Annotated in this window: 16 protein-coding genes; 8 read left to right on the top strand and 8 right to left on the bottom strand. The window is 72.4% G+C overall.

Translation table 11 applies throughout. From position 1 onward, the window contains the following. Entirely contained in the window at nucleotides 1-627 is a 627-nt protein-coding gene (locus Asera_RS12420) for an NAD(P)-dependent oxidoreductase (protein WP_030445791.1), read from the bottom strand. 75 nt (nucleotides 628-702) lie between these two features. Between Asera_RS12420 and Asera_RS12415 the strand changes: the two genes are divergently transcribed. From Asera_RS12415 to Asera_RS12405, 3 genes are all read left to right on the top strand, one after another. Further along, nucleotides 703-1,329, top strand: a complete 627-nt coding sequence (locus Asera_RS12415) for a TetR/AcrR family transcriptional regulator (protein WP_212804571.1) — start codon at nucleotides 703-705, stop codon at nucleotides 1,327-1,329. Between the two features lie 360 nt (nucleotides 1,330-1,689). Beyond that, entirely contained in the window at nucleotides 1,690-2,517 is an 828-nt protein-coding gene (locus tag Asera_RS12410; protein ID WP_030445793.1) for an alpha/beta fold hydrolase, read from the top strand. An 80-nt stretch (nucleotides 2,518-2,597) separates the two neighbouring features. Continuing rightward, nucleotides 2,598-3,056 carry a DUF1877 family protein gene (locus Asera_RS12405; RefSeq protein WP_157034765.1) on the top strand — a complete coding sequence of 153 codons (459 nt, stop codon included), beginning with the start codon at nucleotides 2,598-2,600 and terminating at the stop codon, nucleotides 3,054-3,056. 57 nt (nucleotides 3,057-3,113) lie between these two features. Here Asera_RS12405 and Asera_RS12400 read toward each other — a convergent pair whose 3' ends face one another. Both Asera_RS12400 and Asera_RS12395 read right to left on the bottom strand, forming a co-directional pair. After that, nucleotides 3,114-5,117 (bottom strand): acetoacetate--CoA ligase, encoded by a 2,004-nt coding sequence (locus Asera_RS12400; protein WP_051802111.1) that lies wholly within the window; start codon nucleotides 5,115-5,117, stop codon nucleotides 3,114-3,116. A 267-nt stretch (nucleotides 5,118-5,384) separates the two neighbouring features. Continuing rightward, nucleotides 5,385-5,633 (bottom strand): hypothetical protein, encoded by a 249-nt coding sequence (locus Asera_RS12395; protein WP_157034766.1) that lies wholly within the window; start codon nucleotides 5,631-5,633, stop codon nucleotides 5,385-5,387. A 156-nt stretch (nucleotides 5,634-5,789) separates the two neighbouring features. On the opposite strand from Asera_RS12395, the gene Asera_RS12390 reads away from it, so the two are divergent. Then, complete coding sequence (locus Asera_RS12390; RefSeq protein WP_030445796.1) at nucleotides 5,790-6,020, top strand: GntR family transcriptional regulator; 231 nt, start codon at nucleotides 5,790-5,792, stop codon at nucleotides 6,018-6,020. Nucleotides 6,021-6,216: 196 nt separating this feature from the next. Here Asera_RS12390 and Asera_RS33930 read toward each other — a convergent pair whose 3' ends face one another. Both Asera_RS33930 and Asera_RS12380 read right to left on the bottom strand, forming a co-directional pair. Beyond that, the gene (locus Asera_RS33930) at nucleotides 6,217-6,321 is read right to left on the bottom strand and encodes a GntR family transcriptional regulator (protein ID WP_212804570.1); all 105 of its coding nucleotides are present in this window, start codon (nucleotides 6,319-6,321) and stop codon (nucleotides 6,217-6,219) included. 53 nt (nucleotides 6,322-6,374) lie between these two features. Next, nucleotides 6,375-6,878: an acyl-CoA thioesterase gene (locus tag Asera_RS12380; RefSeq protein WP_030445797.1), complete on the bottom strand. Its 504-nt coding sequence runs from the start codon at nucleotides 6,876-6,878 to the stop codon at nucleotides 6,375-6,377. Nucleotides 6,879-7,062: 184 nt separating this feature from the next. On the opposite strand from Asera_RS12380, the gene Asera_RS12375 reads away from it, so the two are divergent. Beyond that, nucleotides 7,063-7,701: a hypothetical protein gene (locus Asera_RS12375; RefSeq protein WP_030445798.1), complete on the top strand. Its 639-nt coding sequence runs from the start codon at nucleotides 7,063-7,065 to the stop codon at nucleotides 7,699-7,701. Between the two features lie 76 nt (nucleotides 7,702-7,777). On the opposite strand, the gene Asera_RS12370 is transcribed toward Asera_RS12375, so the two are convergent. From Asera_RS12370 to Asera_RS12360, 3 genes are all read right to left on the bottom strand, one after another. Next, entirely contained in the window at nucleotides 7,778-8,203 is a 426-nt protein-coding gene (locus Asera_RS12370) for a hypothetical protein (protein ID WP_157034767.1), read from the bottom strand. Nucleotides 8,204-8,403: 200 nt separating this feature from the next. After that, entirely contained in the window at nucleotides 8,404-9,231 is an 828-nt protein-coding gene (locus Asera_RS12365) for an alpha/beta fold hydrolase (RefSeq protein WP_030445800.1), read from the bottom strand. Nucleotides 9,232-9,377: 146 nt separating this feature from the next. After that, nucleotides 9,378-9,914, bottom strand: coding sequence for a hypothetical protein (locus Asera_RS12360; RefSeq protein ID WP_051802113.1), 537 nt, complete (start codon nucleotides 9,912-9,914; stop codon nucleotides 9,378-9,380). 440 nt (nucleotides 9,915-10,354) lie between these two features. On the opposite strand from Asera_RS12360, the gene Asera_RS12355 reads away from it, so the two are divergent. The 3 genes from Asera_RS12355 to Asera_RS12345 all read left to right on the top strand — a co-directional run bounded on the left by Asera_RS12355 (nucleotide 10,355) and on the right by Asera_RS12345 (nucleotide 13,915). Beyond that, on the top strand, nucleotides 10,355-12,607 hold the full coding sequence (locus Asera_RS12355; protein ID WP_084131264.1) for a bifunctional glycosyltransferase/CDP-glycerol:glycerophosphate glycerophosphotransferase: 2,253 nt from the start codon (nucleotides 10,355-10,357) through the stop codon (nucleotides 12,605-12,607). A 245-nt stretch (nucleotides 12,608-12,852) separates the two neighbouring features. Then, on the top strand, nucleotides 12,853-13,479 hold the full coding sequence (locus tag Asera_RS12350) for an MFS transporter (RefSeq protein ID WP_051802114.1): 627 nt from the start codon (nucleotides 12,853-12,855) through the stop codon (nucleotides 13,477-13,479). Between the two features lie 55 nt (nucleotides 13,480-13,534). Next, nucleotides 13,535-13,915, top strand: coding sequence for a hypothetical protein (locus Asera_RS12345; protein WP_030445804.1), 381 nt, complete (start codon nucleotides 13,535-13,537; stop codon nucleotides 13,913-13,915). The last annotated feature ends 51 nt before the right edge of the window (nucleotides 13,916-13,966 follow it).

Here is a 13,966-nt window from a genome sequence, read left to right as displayed (position 1 = left end):
TCAGTAGCCGACGCCGAGGGTGTGGCCGATCGTCGCGTCGTCGGCGAGCGCGGCGAGGATCGCGGCGGCCACATCGGTACGGGCGATGGTGATGCCGATGTTGCGGTCCAGGGCGGTGCGGTAGGGCCGGTGTGGCCCGTCGGTGAGCCGCGGCGGGCGCATGATCGTCCAGTCCGTGTCGCTCGCCCGTACCTGGTCGTCGGAGCGCCGGGTGTCGGTGAACCCGTCCCGCAGCAGCCGGCCGAGCAGCGGCTTGACCACGAGCCGGTTGAGCAGGTTGTCCCCGTCGTCGATGTAGGCACCGTTGGCGCTGACCACGACCAGCCGGCGCACCCCGGTGGCGGCCATCGCCGCCAGCTCGGCCCGGGTGCCGGCGGAGCACACGGTGGTCGGCCCGCGGCCGCGCGGACCGAGCGCGGACACGACCGCGTCGCAGCCGTCCACCGCCGGGGTGATGCGGTCCGGTTCGAGCACCTCGGCGGTGTGCACCCGCAGCGCCGGGGTGGCGGCCACGTCGAGCCGGGCCGGGTCCCGGACCACGGCGACGACCTTGTGCCCCGCCTCGAGCGCCTGCCGTACGACGTGGGTACCGATGCGGCCGGTTGCGCCGAAGACGGTGATCAGCATTAGCGCGCCCTTCAGGTTAGTAAGTGCTCACCCACCTAGTATGGTGAGCAACCACTAACCCGTCAAGGAGGCATCGTGCCGAGCATCCCCGACCGCGGCACCCCGGCACGTGGCGGTACCCGGGACCGGATCCTCGACGCGGCGGCCCAGGTGATGCACCGCGACGGGCTCGCCCGGGCCACCACCAAGCAGATCGCCCGCGCGGCCGGCTACTCCGAGGCCACCCTGTACAAGCACTTCGACGACAAGACCGACCTGTTCCTCGCGGTGCTGAAGGAACGCCTGCCCCGGCTCGGCGGGGTGCTCACCGCCGAACCGGACGGCTCGTTGCGCGACAACCTCGTCGCCATCGCCGCCCGTATGCAGGCCTTCTACCACGACAGCTACCCGATCGGCGCGTCGCTGTTCTCCGAACCGGCCCTGCTCGCCGCACACCGGGCCGAGCTGGACCGCCGCGGCGCCGGCCCGCACAAACCGGTCGACGGCCTCACCGGGTACCTGCGCGCCGAGCAGCGCGCCGGCCGGATCCGGGCCGACGCCGACTGCGCCGCGGCCGCCCGGCTGCTGATCGGCGGCTGCCTGCAGCACGCGTTCCTGGACACGTTCGCGCAGCGCGAGCTCGACCCCGCGCAGGCCGAGCACCGGGCCGCCGCCCTGGTCGACACCCTGCTCGCCGGCCTGGCCCCCGACGTGTCTTCCTAGCCGCCGCCCGGCTTCGCCGGGTTCGTCCGCGCGTCGCCAGCCGCCGCCCGGCTGCGCCGGCTCCGTCCGCGCCTTGCGGCAGTCGCCCGTCTGCGCCGGGTCCGTCCGCATCGCAACCGCCGCCCGGCTGCGCCGGGTTCGTCCGCGCGTTGCCGGTACGGGCGACACCGCGTAGACCCGCCCGCCGCTCGTCCGACCGTCCGATGCCGGGTCCGATTCTCGGCCAATCCGGGCGCTGATTTCCCCGTTCCGGGCGGCCCGCCGCACCGATGCTGCGAGCCTCGGCACAGGACCCACCGCGGAACTCACGAAACGGCGTCGCGGACGGTCCTTCCGCACAGAAGATCAACGGGAGGCGTCATGGGCTACGTGACCGTCGCGGACGGGACGGAGATCTACTACAAGGACTGGGGCAGCGGGCAACCCGTCGTGTTCAGCCACGGCTGGCCGCTCAACGCGGACGCCTGGGAAGACCAGATGCTGTGCGTGGCGGAGAACGGGTACCGCGGCATCGCGCACGACCGGCGCGGACACGGCCGCTCGTCGAAGGTGTGGCACGGGTACGACTACGACACGTTCGCCGACGACCTCGCCGCGCTGATCGAGAAGCTCGACCTGCACGACGTGGTACTCGTCGCGCACTCGATGGGCGGCGGCGAGATTGCCCGGTACGTCGGGCGGCACGGCACCGCCCGGATCGCCAAGATGGTCACGGTCGGTGCGGTACCGCCGCTGATGCTCAAGACCGACGGCAACCCGGACGGTACGCCGATGGAGGTCTTCGACGGCATCCGGGACGGCCTCCGCAACGGGCGGGCACAGTTCTGGCGGGACCTCAGCGAGCCGTTCTTCGGCGCGAACCGGCCCGGGAACAAGGTCACCCAGGGCAACCGGGACGACTTCTGGCGGATGGCGATGCAGCAGACGATCAAGGGCGCGATCGACTGCGTGGCCCAGTTCTCCGAGACCGACTTCACCCCCGACCTGCGCCGGATCGACGTACCGACGCTGCTGGTGCACGGCGACGACGATCAGATCGTCCCGATCGTCCCGGCGTCGCAGCAGGCGGCGACGATCATCCCGAACGCCACCCTCAAGGTGTACCCGGGCGCCGCGCACGGGTTGGCCAGCGTCGCCGGCACCCGCGAGCAGTTCAACACCGACCTGCTCGACTTCCTCAAGAGCTGACCGCAACGGTGGGTGGCACCGTCGTACCGGTGTGGCACCATCGCCGGACGACGACGGCGGCCACCGGAGGACATCCCGCGATGAGCGTGACGATCTGGTTCACCCAGGTGACACCCGAGCAGCTGGCAACCGCCCGCGACGACCCGGAATGGGCCTGGGAGCAGGACTGGGGCGACGACGTTCCCGATGCCGACGTGGACAGAAGCTGGCCGGGACTGGAGTTCCTGTTCGGCCGCGCCGGCGTCGGCATCGACATCCTCGGCGCCGGCGGCGAACCGGTCGACGACGACGGCACGCTGTTCGCCTGGGAGCCCGACGAGGTCGAGCACGTGGCGAAGACGTTGCGCGACACCACCTGGGAGCAGCTGGCCGCGCACTACGACCCGGCCGAGCTGAGCAGGCGGGAGATCGACCCGGGCCGCCACCTGTGGGCAGCCGACGACCTCGAACAGCTGCGCTGGGGTTACCAGGCACTCACGGGGTTCTTCGCCACCGTGTCCGCCGCCCGCGCCCCAGCCCTGATGTTCTTCTCGTTCTGACCGCACGATCCGACGGCCGGCCGACACCGGCCGCCGGATCCGTGCCGGGCCGGCGCGTCAGCTCTGCCGCTCCCGGGCGAGCTGCTCGAACGCCGACAGCGACTCCGGGTTGGCCAGCGCGCCCTTCGCGGCGGCCGAGTCGGCCGGCGTCCCGGTCAGGATCCGCTTGACCGGCACCTCCAGCTTCTTCGCCGACAGCGTGTGCGGCACGGCCGGCACCTGGTAGATCGCGTCCGGTACGTGCCGGGGCGACAGGTTGGACCGCAGCGCGGTGTTGATGGTGCGGCGCAGCTCGTCGTCCAGCTCGACCCCCTCGGCCGGCACGACGAACAGCAGCAGCTCGCCGGCGCCGCCCTCGTCGTCCTCCAGGTGCACCACCACCGAGTCCGCGACCTGCGGCAGCCCCTCGACGACCGAGTAGAACTCGGCGGTACCCAGCCGTACCCCGCCGCGGTTGAGGGTGGCGTCGGAGCGCCCGGTGATCAGGCAGGTGCCGCGCGAGGTGATGGTGATCCAGTCGCCGTGCCGCCAGACACCGGGGAACACCGAGAAGTACGCGTCGCGGTAGCGGGAGCCGTCGGTGTCGCCCCAGAACCCGACCGGCATCGACGGCATCGGCCGGGTGATGACCAGCTCGCCGAGCCGGTCGCGCTGCGGGGTTCCGTTGGCGTCGAACGACTCCACCGCGCAGCCGAGGCAGCGCCCGGAGATCTCTCCCTCGTACACCGGCAGCAGCGGCGAGCCGCCGACGAAGCCGGTGCACACGTCGGTCCCGCCGGAGAACGAGGACAGCAGCACGTCGGCGCCGACCTTGTCGTACACCCAGCGGAAGCCCTCCGGCGGCAGCGGGGCGCCGGTGGAGCCGACACCGCGGATCCGGCCCAGGTCGGCCAGCTCCTTCGGCACCAGCTCCGCCTTGCGGCAGGACAGCAGGAACGGCGCGGAGGTACCGAAGAACGTCACCCCGGTCTCGGCCGCGAGCCGCCACAGCGCGCCGAGGTCCGGGTGCCCGGGATTCCCGTCGTACAGCACGATCGCGGCGCCCACCGCCGGCGCGCTCACCAGGTAGTTCCACATCATCCAGCCGGTGGTGGAGAACCAGAAGAAGCGGTCGCCGGGACCCAGATCGGCGTGCAGGGCGTGCGACTTGACGTGTTCGAGCAGGATGCCGCCGTGGCCGTGCACGATCGGCTTCGGCAGCCCGGTGGTACCGGACGAGTAGAGCACGTAGAGCGGGTGGTCGAAGCCGACCTGCTCGAACTCCAGTGGCCCGGCCTCGGCGGTGAACTCCTGCCAGGACAGCGCTTCCGGCACCGGCGCGACACCGTCCAGACAGGACAGGACGACGGTGTGCCGGACGCTGGGCAGTGCCGCCCGGATCGCCGCGACCTCGGCGGTACGGTCGATCGCCTTGCTGCCGTACCGGTAGCCGTCGACCGCGACCAGCACGCTCGGCTCGATCTGCTGCCACCGGTCGCAGACGCTGCGGGTACCGAACTCCGGCGCGCAGCTGGAGAACACCGCGCCCAGGCTCGCGGCGGCCAGCATCAGCACCACCGTCTCCGGCACGTTCGGCAGGTACGCCGCGACCCGGTCGCCCTTGCCGACACCGAGCCGCAGCAGGCCGGCCCGGGCGCGGGCCACCTGGTCGCGCAGCTGCGCGACGGTCAGCTCGACCGAGCCGCGGCTCTGCGAGCGTCCGATCACCGCGAGATCATCGTCGGCCATCCCGGGCATCGCGAGCACCCGCTGCGCGTAGTTCAGCCGGGCCTCCGGGAACCAGCGGGCCCCGGGCATCCGGTCCTCGGCCAGCGCCGGGCCGGCCGGCACGCCGGGCGTGAGGTCGAAGTACTCCCAGACCGAGGACCAGAAGCCGGGCAGATCGGTGACCGACCAGTCGTACAGCTCGGCGTAGCCGGCGAAGTCGCGCCCGCGGTGCTCGCGCAGCCAGCGCAGGTAGTCACCGACGCGGGTACGGTCGGCGACATCCGCCGGCGGTGACCACAGCACCGTGCCGGTCTCGCCCGCCTCGCCGGTCGCGTCCTGGTCGATCCCGCCCATACCGCCTCCTCGCATCACCCCGTCGTGACCGGCCCCCATCTTGCCCACCCACGCCTCCCCCGTCACCCCCGGCTCCTGACCAGGTCGCGATGGCTCCGGCGGCCGGCGGGGCCGAGAGCCGCTGTTGGTCGGAGACCTCGTCGCCGAGGCTGCGGTGACCCCGCCAAGGAACCCTCCGTCACCGCTGGCCGTGGCCGACGACGAGGCCGATGGCGAAGGCGAAGGCGAGGAACAACGACAGGACCCAACCGGCGGCGAGCGGGACGGTCACGACATGACCCGGGTCAGCAACCCGGCGAGTCGCACGTAGAACGTCTGCACGCGCGCCGCGCCGTCGATCTCGTCGACCGGCACGACCCGTACGTACAGCGCTTGCGGGACGAGGGCCGGCGCCGTGCTGACGACCATGGCCCAGAAACTGCCCCGGCCGTGCACTCCCGCTGCCGGGCAGAGGAAGACCTGGTCGCCGGCGCGCGGCGTGCGGTACCGGATGACAGGCTCAGAGGCTTTCGACATGTGGACCCCACTTTCGGGCAAGGTCACGGCCTTCGCCGCGGACCGAGCACACAACGGACCAAACCGATCTTAGCCGTGAAGTCTATACCGATCTACATCGCGCTACAGATTGATATACATCTACGAGGTCGGGTGTGCGTCGCCATGCTCAGCGGTATGGAGATCCGACACGGTGGGCCGGTCCCGGTATGGAAGCAGGTGGCGGACGACATCGCCCGGCGGATCAAGGCCGGGGAGTTCCACAAGGACGACGCCATCCCATCGCAGACCGCCATGCGGCAGGAGTACGGCATCGCCATCATGACCGCGCGCAGGGTGATCCGCGACCTGCAGGAACGCGAACTCGTCTACACCGTCACCGGCCGCGGCAGCTACGTCCGCGGCTAGGGTCTGTTTCGCAAGTCCCGCGTGCCGGCTGCGGCGGCCCCGTTTGCCCGCTCGCGGCGTTGTCGGACAGCCCGTGTGCAAGCCCGGCACACGAACTGCCCTCCGCCTTGCGAGCAGACAAACGGGACTCGCCTCGCTCGGCCGGGGGCCCCGAAACAGACCCTAGTGCGTTCGCCGCGAACCGCGCGGACGTGCGCTACCCCGTCACAAAAATTCCCCGGCCTTGCACGACCGTGATCAACCCCTCCGAGGCGAGCAGTTGGACGGCTCTGCGAGCCGTCAGTCGAGAGAAGTCGACCACGCCCCGAGGCTATGACCCACATGCTCACGCACTCGGCTGAGCGACCGACCCGGTCAGGCGGTGCGGGACTGGGCTATGGCGTCGCGGCGGGCGAGGCGGTGCTTTCGTCGGATCTCCGCCTCGCGCTGCCGGCGCTCGTCGTCCGGGGTCTCCGGCAGTACCGGCGGGATCGAGCGCGGTTTGCCGTCCGCGTCGATACCGACGAACACCAGGTAGGCGGTGGCCACCTCGACCGGTTCGGTACCGGCGGTGTCCCAGCGCTCGGCGACCACCCGCACGCCGACCTCCAGCGACGAGCTGCCGGTCCAGTTCACGGCGGCGTGCGCGTGTACCAGGTCACCCACCCGAACGGGTGCCGCGAAGACGATCTCGTCGATGGCCGCGGTGACGGCGTTGCCGCCGGAGTGCCGGGCCGCGGCGGCGCCGGCCGCGTCGTCCACGAACTTCATGATCACGCCACCGTGCACGGTTCCGTACAGGTTGACGTCGGCGGCGGTCATGATCCGACTGAGTGTTACCCGGGAGTACGACGTGGGTTTGCCAGCGAGCAGGTTCATGCCCGACACGGTACGGTCGAGCGTGGGGCCGGTTTTCTCGTCCCGCCTGGCGCCGGACGGCCGCCACACCGCCTGACCCGGCGGGCCGCGTTGATCGGCCCGGGAGGTAGCGACTCGGTGGACGGCCTGGCGCGTTGCGGTCCCCAAGTCGTGACGCCTCGGCTCGCTGTCGAGGGAGGCAGACATGCGACACCTCACCAGTCTCATCGCCGGGATCGTGGTCGCGATCGTCGCGTGGGGCGTGCTGGGTTGGGCCCAGGCCAAACTCGGCGCCACGGCGGTTTCCGGCATCTCCAGCCACAACTGGGGTACGTACTCGTGGCCGCTGCTGTTCCTCGCGATCGGCGGCCTGCTGATCGGGTTGATCGCCTCGACCCGGATCTCGCCGAGCGGTCCGCTGATCGCCGGCATCGGCTACCTGGTGCTGCAGGCGCTGTACGTGCAGTGGCCCGGGTTCCTCAACTGGCTGCCGCACAGCGTGCTCGGCCAGACCGACATCTGGACCAGGCCGGCGCGCAGCGGGCTGTTCGCGGTACTCGGGCTGGCGATGCTGGTCGCGATCGCCAGCGTGCGGCGCTGGCAGCGCTGGCCGTCCCGCACCGGTGCCGGCGGGCACACCGAGCAGGTGGCGCCGGGTCGGACCGGAATGGGCACCGGGGAGGCGACCGGCCGGCAGTTCCCGCTGTCCGGCAGCCGTCCGGGCTCGCTGACCACCGACGCGGGGACGACCCGCCCGGCCGCCGAGGAGCAGCCGACCCGGGTGCAGCCCGGTACCGAGGAGCCGGGCGGCCCGTCCATCGGCCGTCCACCGGAGCCGCGCTGAGCGCTCGCCCACCGTCGGCCGTGCCCGGCACGGCCGACGGTGGCCGCTGTCCGGCCCCCACCCGGGGAACCGACGACTACCCCAGCTGGAGCAGGAACGCGAGGACCGCCACGATGCCCAGCAGCACCAGCGCCCCCATCAGGATGAGCACTCCACGGTTGGCCACCCGTAATGCCCTGCCGGTGCGCTGCGCCCGCGGGTCGGGTTGGTAGCCGACCACCCCCGGCTGGGAGCGGGAGAGCGGGGCCGCGTAGTACACCGAGACCGGCGACCCGGCCGTCGTGTCGACCAGGATCCGGCAGCCGTCCTGGTCGTCCTGGGGGACCGGGTACGCGAACCGCAGCTCGTGCCGTCCGGGCGGCAGCGTGAGCCGGCTCGGGCCGCCCAGCGGTAGCGCCGTCGGCGTTCCGCTGTCGACCGACAGCCAGAAATTCAACGGCCGACGGGCCAATCTGCGGTACGGGTCCGTCGCGTGAACCAGTACCGGGACTCCCTCATCCATGACCGCAGGGTAGGACCCGGCCGCCCGCAACGGTCCGGAGCGTCACGCGGGCGCGCCCCGCGTCGCAACACCGATCGCCGGCACCGCTACCGGTCACAGCGGGGCCAGCGCGGGCCGGGGGTCGGCACCCGCACCACCACGACCGTCGGCCCGCGCACGGCACCGGACCCGTTGCGACGCAACGGGTTCCGGTAGGCCACTCAGTCCAGGAAACCGTTCAGGACGGCCAGGAAGCGGGTCGCGTCGTCGACCCACGGGTAGTGTCCGGCACCCGGCTGCACCGCGAGCGTGCCGTGCGGGAACAGCGCGGCGTACTCGGCCATCGGGGCCGGCGGGCTGTTCATGTCGAGCTCGCCGGCGAGCACCAGCACCGGCCCGCCGAACGCGGCGAGCGCGGCCCGGGTGGCCGGCGGGTCGAACGCGCCGTCGGCCAGGTATCCCTCGACCAGATCCGGGTTGGTGTGCGGCCGGTTGCCCGGATGGTGGCGCGCCGCCTCGTCCCAGCGGCCCCAGAAGAACGGCGCGATCGCGTCCCGGTCCGCGGGGCCGCCCCCGGCCGCGGTGCGCAGCGCGGCGTACGCGGCCGGGAACCAGGGCTCGGCCTCGCGCTGCCGGGCCAGTTCGAGCCGCATCGCCGGGGTGATGTCGATGCCGACCGCCCGCGGGCTCGGGCACGCCAGCGCCAGCCGCCGCACCCGCGCCGGGTACCGGGCCAGGTACTGCACCGCGATGTTGCCGCCGGCGGAGTGGCCGAGCAGGTCGATGCGGTCGAGCCCGAGGTGCACCCGCAGCGCCTCGAGGTCGTCCACCAGCCGGTCACACCGGTACGAGGCGGGGTCGGCCGGGATCGCGGAACCGCCGGTGCCGCGCAGGTCCGGCACGATGACCCGGCGGTACCCGGAGAGGCCGCCGAGGTCGCCCAGGTACACCGAGTCGGTCGGTCCGCCGGGCACGCACACGATCGGGGCACCGTCGCCGAGCATCCGGTAGGCGAGCCGCGTCCCGTCGGCCGCGAGGAAGGTAGCCATGCGGTGGATCCTGCCAGTGCGTCCGGCCCGGCGTCGACCTGCCGCGCGATGCGCCCCGTCAGATCTGCGGTGGGCGGCCCGGCCAGCTCTGCGGTGCTCCCGGTCGGATCTGCGGTGGGCGTCGGCCAGCTCTGCGGTGCTCCCGGTCAGATCTGCCGGAGCCAGGCGGTGAACAGCACCGCGCCGGCCGCGCAGGCCACCAGCGCCACCGGCGGCGCCCAGGCCGGGGTACGCCGGCCGGCCAGCGGGGCGGTGAACCCGCGGTGCAGGCCGTCGAGCCCGGCGAGGACGAGCAGGCCGACCGCCACGAACGGCAGGCTGATCGCGAAGTGCGCGGCCCAGGCGCCGGCGAGCGTCGGCCCGCCCCAGGAGTGGTCGTACGGGCCGCGATCGACCAGCCCGTAGCACAGCCCGCGCGCCACGCAGAGCACCTCGGCGCCGACCGGGATCAGCGCGAGCACACCGAGCACCACCGCGACCAGGCTCGCCCAGATCCGGTGCCCCACACCGGTTCTCGCGGTCTCGACGGCACCGGGCCGCAGCACCCCGGCGGCCGTGGCGGGCCGTCCGGCGAGGGTGGCGGCCAGCGCCACCAGCCCGCGGGGCAACAGCAGCGCACCGCGACCGGCGGCGGCCGGTACCGAGTGCAGGACACGGATCGGGGCGGGCGGGTACGTCGTCATGCCCAGGACGTTAGGTGTCGACGGACGTCGCAAGCGTCGTACCGCGGAGCCATTCGACCCCCGTACCACGGAGCGACGACACCCCGGTCGCCGTCGTCGCCGGGACCGGTGTGGCGTTCGCCGCCGGCCTCGGCAACGCCCGCCTCGGTAGCCGCGGCGCGGACGGCGCTGACGCCCCAGGCCGCCCGCCGGTTGCGCGACGTGGCAATTCCCACCCGCCCAACGAATCGAGCATCCCGAGCGTCTTCTTCGATGAAGAGAGATTCACGCGGCGCCGTTGCGGTGCGTCACCGCGCAGCAACGCTCCCACGTGTGCCGATCGGTTGCGGTGTGCGACATAGATCATGGCCGAGCGACAGGCGCCACCGGCGCGCACGGCACCGCGTGTAGGTGGCACCTCTCTCCCCTGCCCACCGTCCCTGACGCCCAAGGTGAATGTCTTGCCCCTCCTGAGCATCGTCGTGCCCGTGTACAAGGTCCAGGGATACCTGCGTGACTGCCTGGACTCGCTGCTGAACCAACAGTTCCGCGACATCGAGGTGATCGCCGTCGACGATCGCTCCCCGGACCACTCCGGCGCGATCATCGATGAGTACGAGGCGGCCGACCCGCGGGTCACCGCGGTGCACCTGCCGGTCAACGGTGGGCTCGGACCGGCCCGCAACGCCGGGCTGAAGCTCGCCACCGGCGAGTACGTCTGGTTCGTCGATTCCGACGACTGGATCGCGCCGGAGTCACTGACCGCGATCGCCGAGCGCCTCGCGGCCACCGCGCCCGACGTCCTGGTCGTCGACTACGCGCGGGCGTACTGGGACAACCGCATCGTGCGCAACTCCGCCGCCGCGCAGCTGCAGGGTGCGCCCGAGGTCTTCCGGATCGACGAGTTCCCGCAACTGCTGCAGGTGTTCCCCTGCGCCTGGACGAAGATCGTGCGCCGGGAGAACCTGCTGCGGTGGAACCTCGAGTTCCCGCCCGGGTACTACGAGGACCTGCCGTTCACCTACCCGCTGCTGTGCGCCGCCGACCGGATCACGATCCTCGACCAGGTCGTTGTCTACTACCGGCAGCGCCGGCACGGCTCGATCCTGCGCACCAACGGCGAGAAGCACCTGGTCATGCTCGACCAGTACCAGCTGACCTTCGAGCGGCTGGCTGCCCTCGGCGACCGTGCGACACCGATCCTGCCGGTGGTTTACGGCCGGATGGTCGACCACCTGCTGGTCCTGCTCGGCGGGAGCCCGCGGCTGGGCTCCGACCATCCGGCCAACTCGCTGCGCCGGCGGTTCTTCGCCGGCGCGGCCCGGCTGTGCCGGGCGCACGAGCCGGCCGGCTGGACGCCGCCGCCGGAGCTGGGTCACCCGGTGCGGTACCGGCTGCTCAAGCAGGGATCCTGGGCCAGGTTCAGCGGACCTCGCCTCGCGCTCCGGGCGCTCCGGATGGCCCGCGGCAAGGTACGCGGGCTGCGCCGGCGCGGCGGGCGACTCAAGTACCGCCTGAAGCGGTCGCTGCTGTACCGCTACTACCGGGTGCAGTGCAAGCTTCCGGTCGACGAGAACCTCGCCGTGTACGAGATCTACTGGGGCGCGGGCTACGGCTGCCACAACCGGGCCATCTACGAGAAGGCACGCGAGCTGGCCCCGAACGTCCGCGGGATCTGGCTGGTCAAGCCGGAGGCGGTCGCGACCATGCCACCCGGCGTCGAGTACGCGGTGAACGGGAGCGCTGCCTACTACCGGGTGCTGGCGCGGGCCAGGTACCTGTTCAACAACGTCAACTTCCCGGTGTCGACACCGAAACGGCCCGGCAGCGTGCACATCCAGACCCACCACGGCACTCCGCTGAAGGCGATGGGCATCGACACGCAGAACTCGCCGATCCTGGCGGCGCAGAACAACTTCGCCGAGCTGCTGCGCAAGTGCGACCGTTGGGACTACGCCATCTCGTCCAGCCCGTACTGCAGCGTCGTCTGGGAACACGCCTACCCGATCAGCGTCACCACGCTGGAGTACGGCTCCCCGCGCAACGACGTCCTGACCACCGCCCCGGCCGACTCCGCGGCCCGGTTGCGCGCCGAGCTCGGCATCGGCGCCGACGAGAAGGTGGTGCTCTACGCGCCGACTTTCCGGGAGTACCGCAAGCCGGGTGATCCGCTGATCGATCACCGGGAGCTGGCCGACGCGCTCGGCCCGAACTCCCGGCTGCTGGTCCGCGGCCACCACCTCGATCGCGGCGGCGACGGGACCGACGCCGACGGGCGGGTCATCGACGTCTCCGACCGTGGCGACATCCAGGACCTGTACCCGATCGCCGACGTGCTGCTCACCGACTACTCGTCGGCGATGTTCGACTTCCTCGTCCTGGACCGGCCGGTGGTCGTCTTCGCGCCGGACTGGGAGCTCTACCGGACGCTGCGCGGCGCGTACTTCGACCTGATGGCCGAAGCGCCCGGCCTGGTCGCCCGGACCAGCGAGGAGCTGCTCACCGCGCTGCGGACCGGTGCGTACGCCTCGCCCGAGCTGGACGCCGCCCGGCGCCGCTTCCGCGCCGTGTTCTGCCCGTACGACGACGGGCACGCGACCGAGCGGGTGGTCCGCAAGGTCTTCCACGGCGAGGACCCCGACCCGTTCGGCCCGGCCGCCCCGTTGTCGGGCGTCCTACCGCGCCCGCTCGTACCGGCGCCCGCCGTCGACTGACGGAGCCGCCCGGGCCGCCGGCAGGGGACAGGCGGCCCGGGCCGGGCTCCGACAGCTGACCGCCGGTGAACGGCGACAGGCCGTACCGGACCGGTCCGGGCGCCTTGTCCGGACGCCTTGTCCGGGCTGTGCCGGCCTTGTACTCTCGTGCCGTGAATCCCCCCGCACCCGGCACGGCCGGCGATCCGGGCACCCCGCCCGCACCGGGCGCCCCCGTCCCGACAGGCGTCACGACGGCTCCGGGCATGGCCGGGACGGCCGTTGGCGGGCAGGGTCCGGCGCGGCCGGTGTGGGCGCTCGCCGGGGTCGTACCGGCGGCGTGGCTGGCGGTGTTCGCCGGCACGCTGGCGACCGGAACCACGCTGCGGGCCATCAGCCGGGACCTGCACCTGGTCAGCGCGCAGGGGATGACCCGGATCGTCCTGCCGTACCTGGTCGCGGCCGTCCTGCTGCTCCCGCTCGGGTACCTGCTCGGCCGGCGGGCACCGAACGCTGTCGCGGTGCCGGCCGCCGCGCTGCTGGTGATCGGCCTCGCCGTCGCCGCGTTCGCCCCGAACGCCACCGTGTTGACGGTGTCCCGGGTGCTCGCCGGCATCGCTGCCGGTGCGCTCGTCGGTACCGCCGCCGCGCTGGTTGTCGGGGTCGCGCCGGCCATGCGCACGGCGCTCGCCGTCGTCGCCGGTGCCGGCGCCGTGCTCGCGGCGGTGCTCGGTGTCGTGCTGGGCGGGCTGTTCACCACGCAGCTGGGCTTCCGCACCGGGTTCCTGTTCGCGCTGGTCCTGGGGCTGATCGTCGGACTGGCGGTGGCCGTAGTCGCCGTGGTCGGGCTGGCCCGGCGCCCGCCCCAGCGGCCGGCGGTGCCCCGCCGCTGAGGGTCGTGCAGGACAGGCCGGCGATGCGGGTTCATGCCCGGGAGGGAGCCGAGTCATGACCGCGCTCCGGGACCGGTGGCGCCGCCTCCTGCCGCTGGCGCTGCTCGACGCGGGCAGCCTGGTCGCGATGGTCGTGTGGGTGCAGCGCGCCGCCGCCCAGTACCAGGCCGAGTCGTTCGTCATCGAGCATCGCTCCTTCACCTGCGTCACGGACCGGCCGACGATGCTGATCGTCACGGTGTTCGCGGCGGGACTCGTGCTGGCGGCCGTCTCGGGCGGGCTCGCCGCCCTCGGCCGGCGTGGCCGGGTGTCGATGCTGCTTCTCGCGATCTGCCTGGTCCTGGTGCACCTGGGACTCTTCTGTCTCCGCTACGAGCCGGAGTCAACCCCGTACGGCGGCGGTTTCCTCTGGTCGAGGTGGTGCTCCGAGGGCTGACGGCGCACGGTGCTCCGAGATGGTCGCGCCTCTCCATGACGACGGCGGCGG

The organism is Actinocatenispora sera (assembly GCF_018324685.1).
GTDB classification, from domain to species: Bacteria; Actinomycetota; Actinomycetes; order Mycobacteriales; family Micromonosporaceae; genus Actinocatenispora; species Actinocatenispora sera.
This window is presented reverse-complemented; position numbering and strand designations above follow the sequence as displayed.

Coding starts and splice junctions, on each gene's coding strand:
- Asera_RS12395 (WP_157034766.1), bottom strand. CDS start 5,633: ATGTCGAAAGCCTCTGAGCCTGTCATCCGGTACCGCACGCCGCGCGCC.
- Asera_RS12390 (WP_030445796.1), top strand. CDS start 5,790: ATGGAGATCCGACACGGTGGGCCGGTCCCGGTATGGAAGCAGGTGGCG.
- Asera_RS12400 (WP_051802111.1), bottom strand. CDS start 5,117: ATGGGCGGGATCGACCAGGACGCGACCGGCGAGGCGGGCGAGACCGGC.
- Asera_RS12375 (WP_030445798.1), top strand. CDS start 7,063: ATGCGACACCTCACCAGTCTCATCGCCGGGATCGTGGTCGCGATCGTC.
- Asera_RS12365 (WP_030445800.1), bottom strand. CDS start 9,231: ATGGCTACCTTCCTCGCGGCCGACGGGACGCGGCTCGCCTACCGGATG.
- Asera_RS12350 (WP_051802114.1), top strand. CDS start 12,853: ATGGCCGGGACGGCCGTTGGCGGGCAGGGTCCGGCGCGGCCGGTGTGG.
- Asera_RS12405 (WP_157034765.1), top strand. CDS start 2,598: ATGAGCGTGACGATCTGGTTCACCCAGGTGACACCCGAGCAGCTGGCA.
- Asera_RS12420 (WP_030445791.1), bottom strand. CDS start 627: ATGCTGATCACCGTCTTCGGCGCAACCGGCCGCATCGGTACCCACGTC.
- Asera_RS12345 (WP_030445804.1), top strand. CDS start 13,535: ATGACCGCGCTCCGGGACCGGTGGCGCCGCCTCCTGCCGCTGGCGCTG.
- Asera_RS12370 (WP_157034767.1), bottom strand. CDS start 8,203: ATGGATGAGGGAGTCCCGGTACTGGTTCACGCGACGGACCCGTACCGC.
- Asera_RS12410 (WP_030445793.1), top strand. CDS start 1,690: ATGGGCTACGTGACCGTCGCGGACGGGACGGAGATCTACTACAAGGAC.
- Asera_RS12360 (WP_051802113.1), bottom strand. CDS start 9,914: ATGACGACGTACCCGCCCGCCCCGATCCGTGTCCTGCACTCGGTACCG.
- Asera_RS12380 (WP_030445797.1), bottom strand. CDS start 6,878: ATGAACCTGCTCGCTGGCAAACCCACGTCGTACTCCCGGGTAACACTC.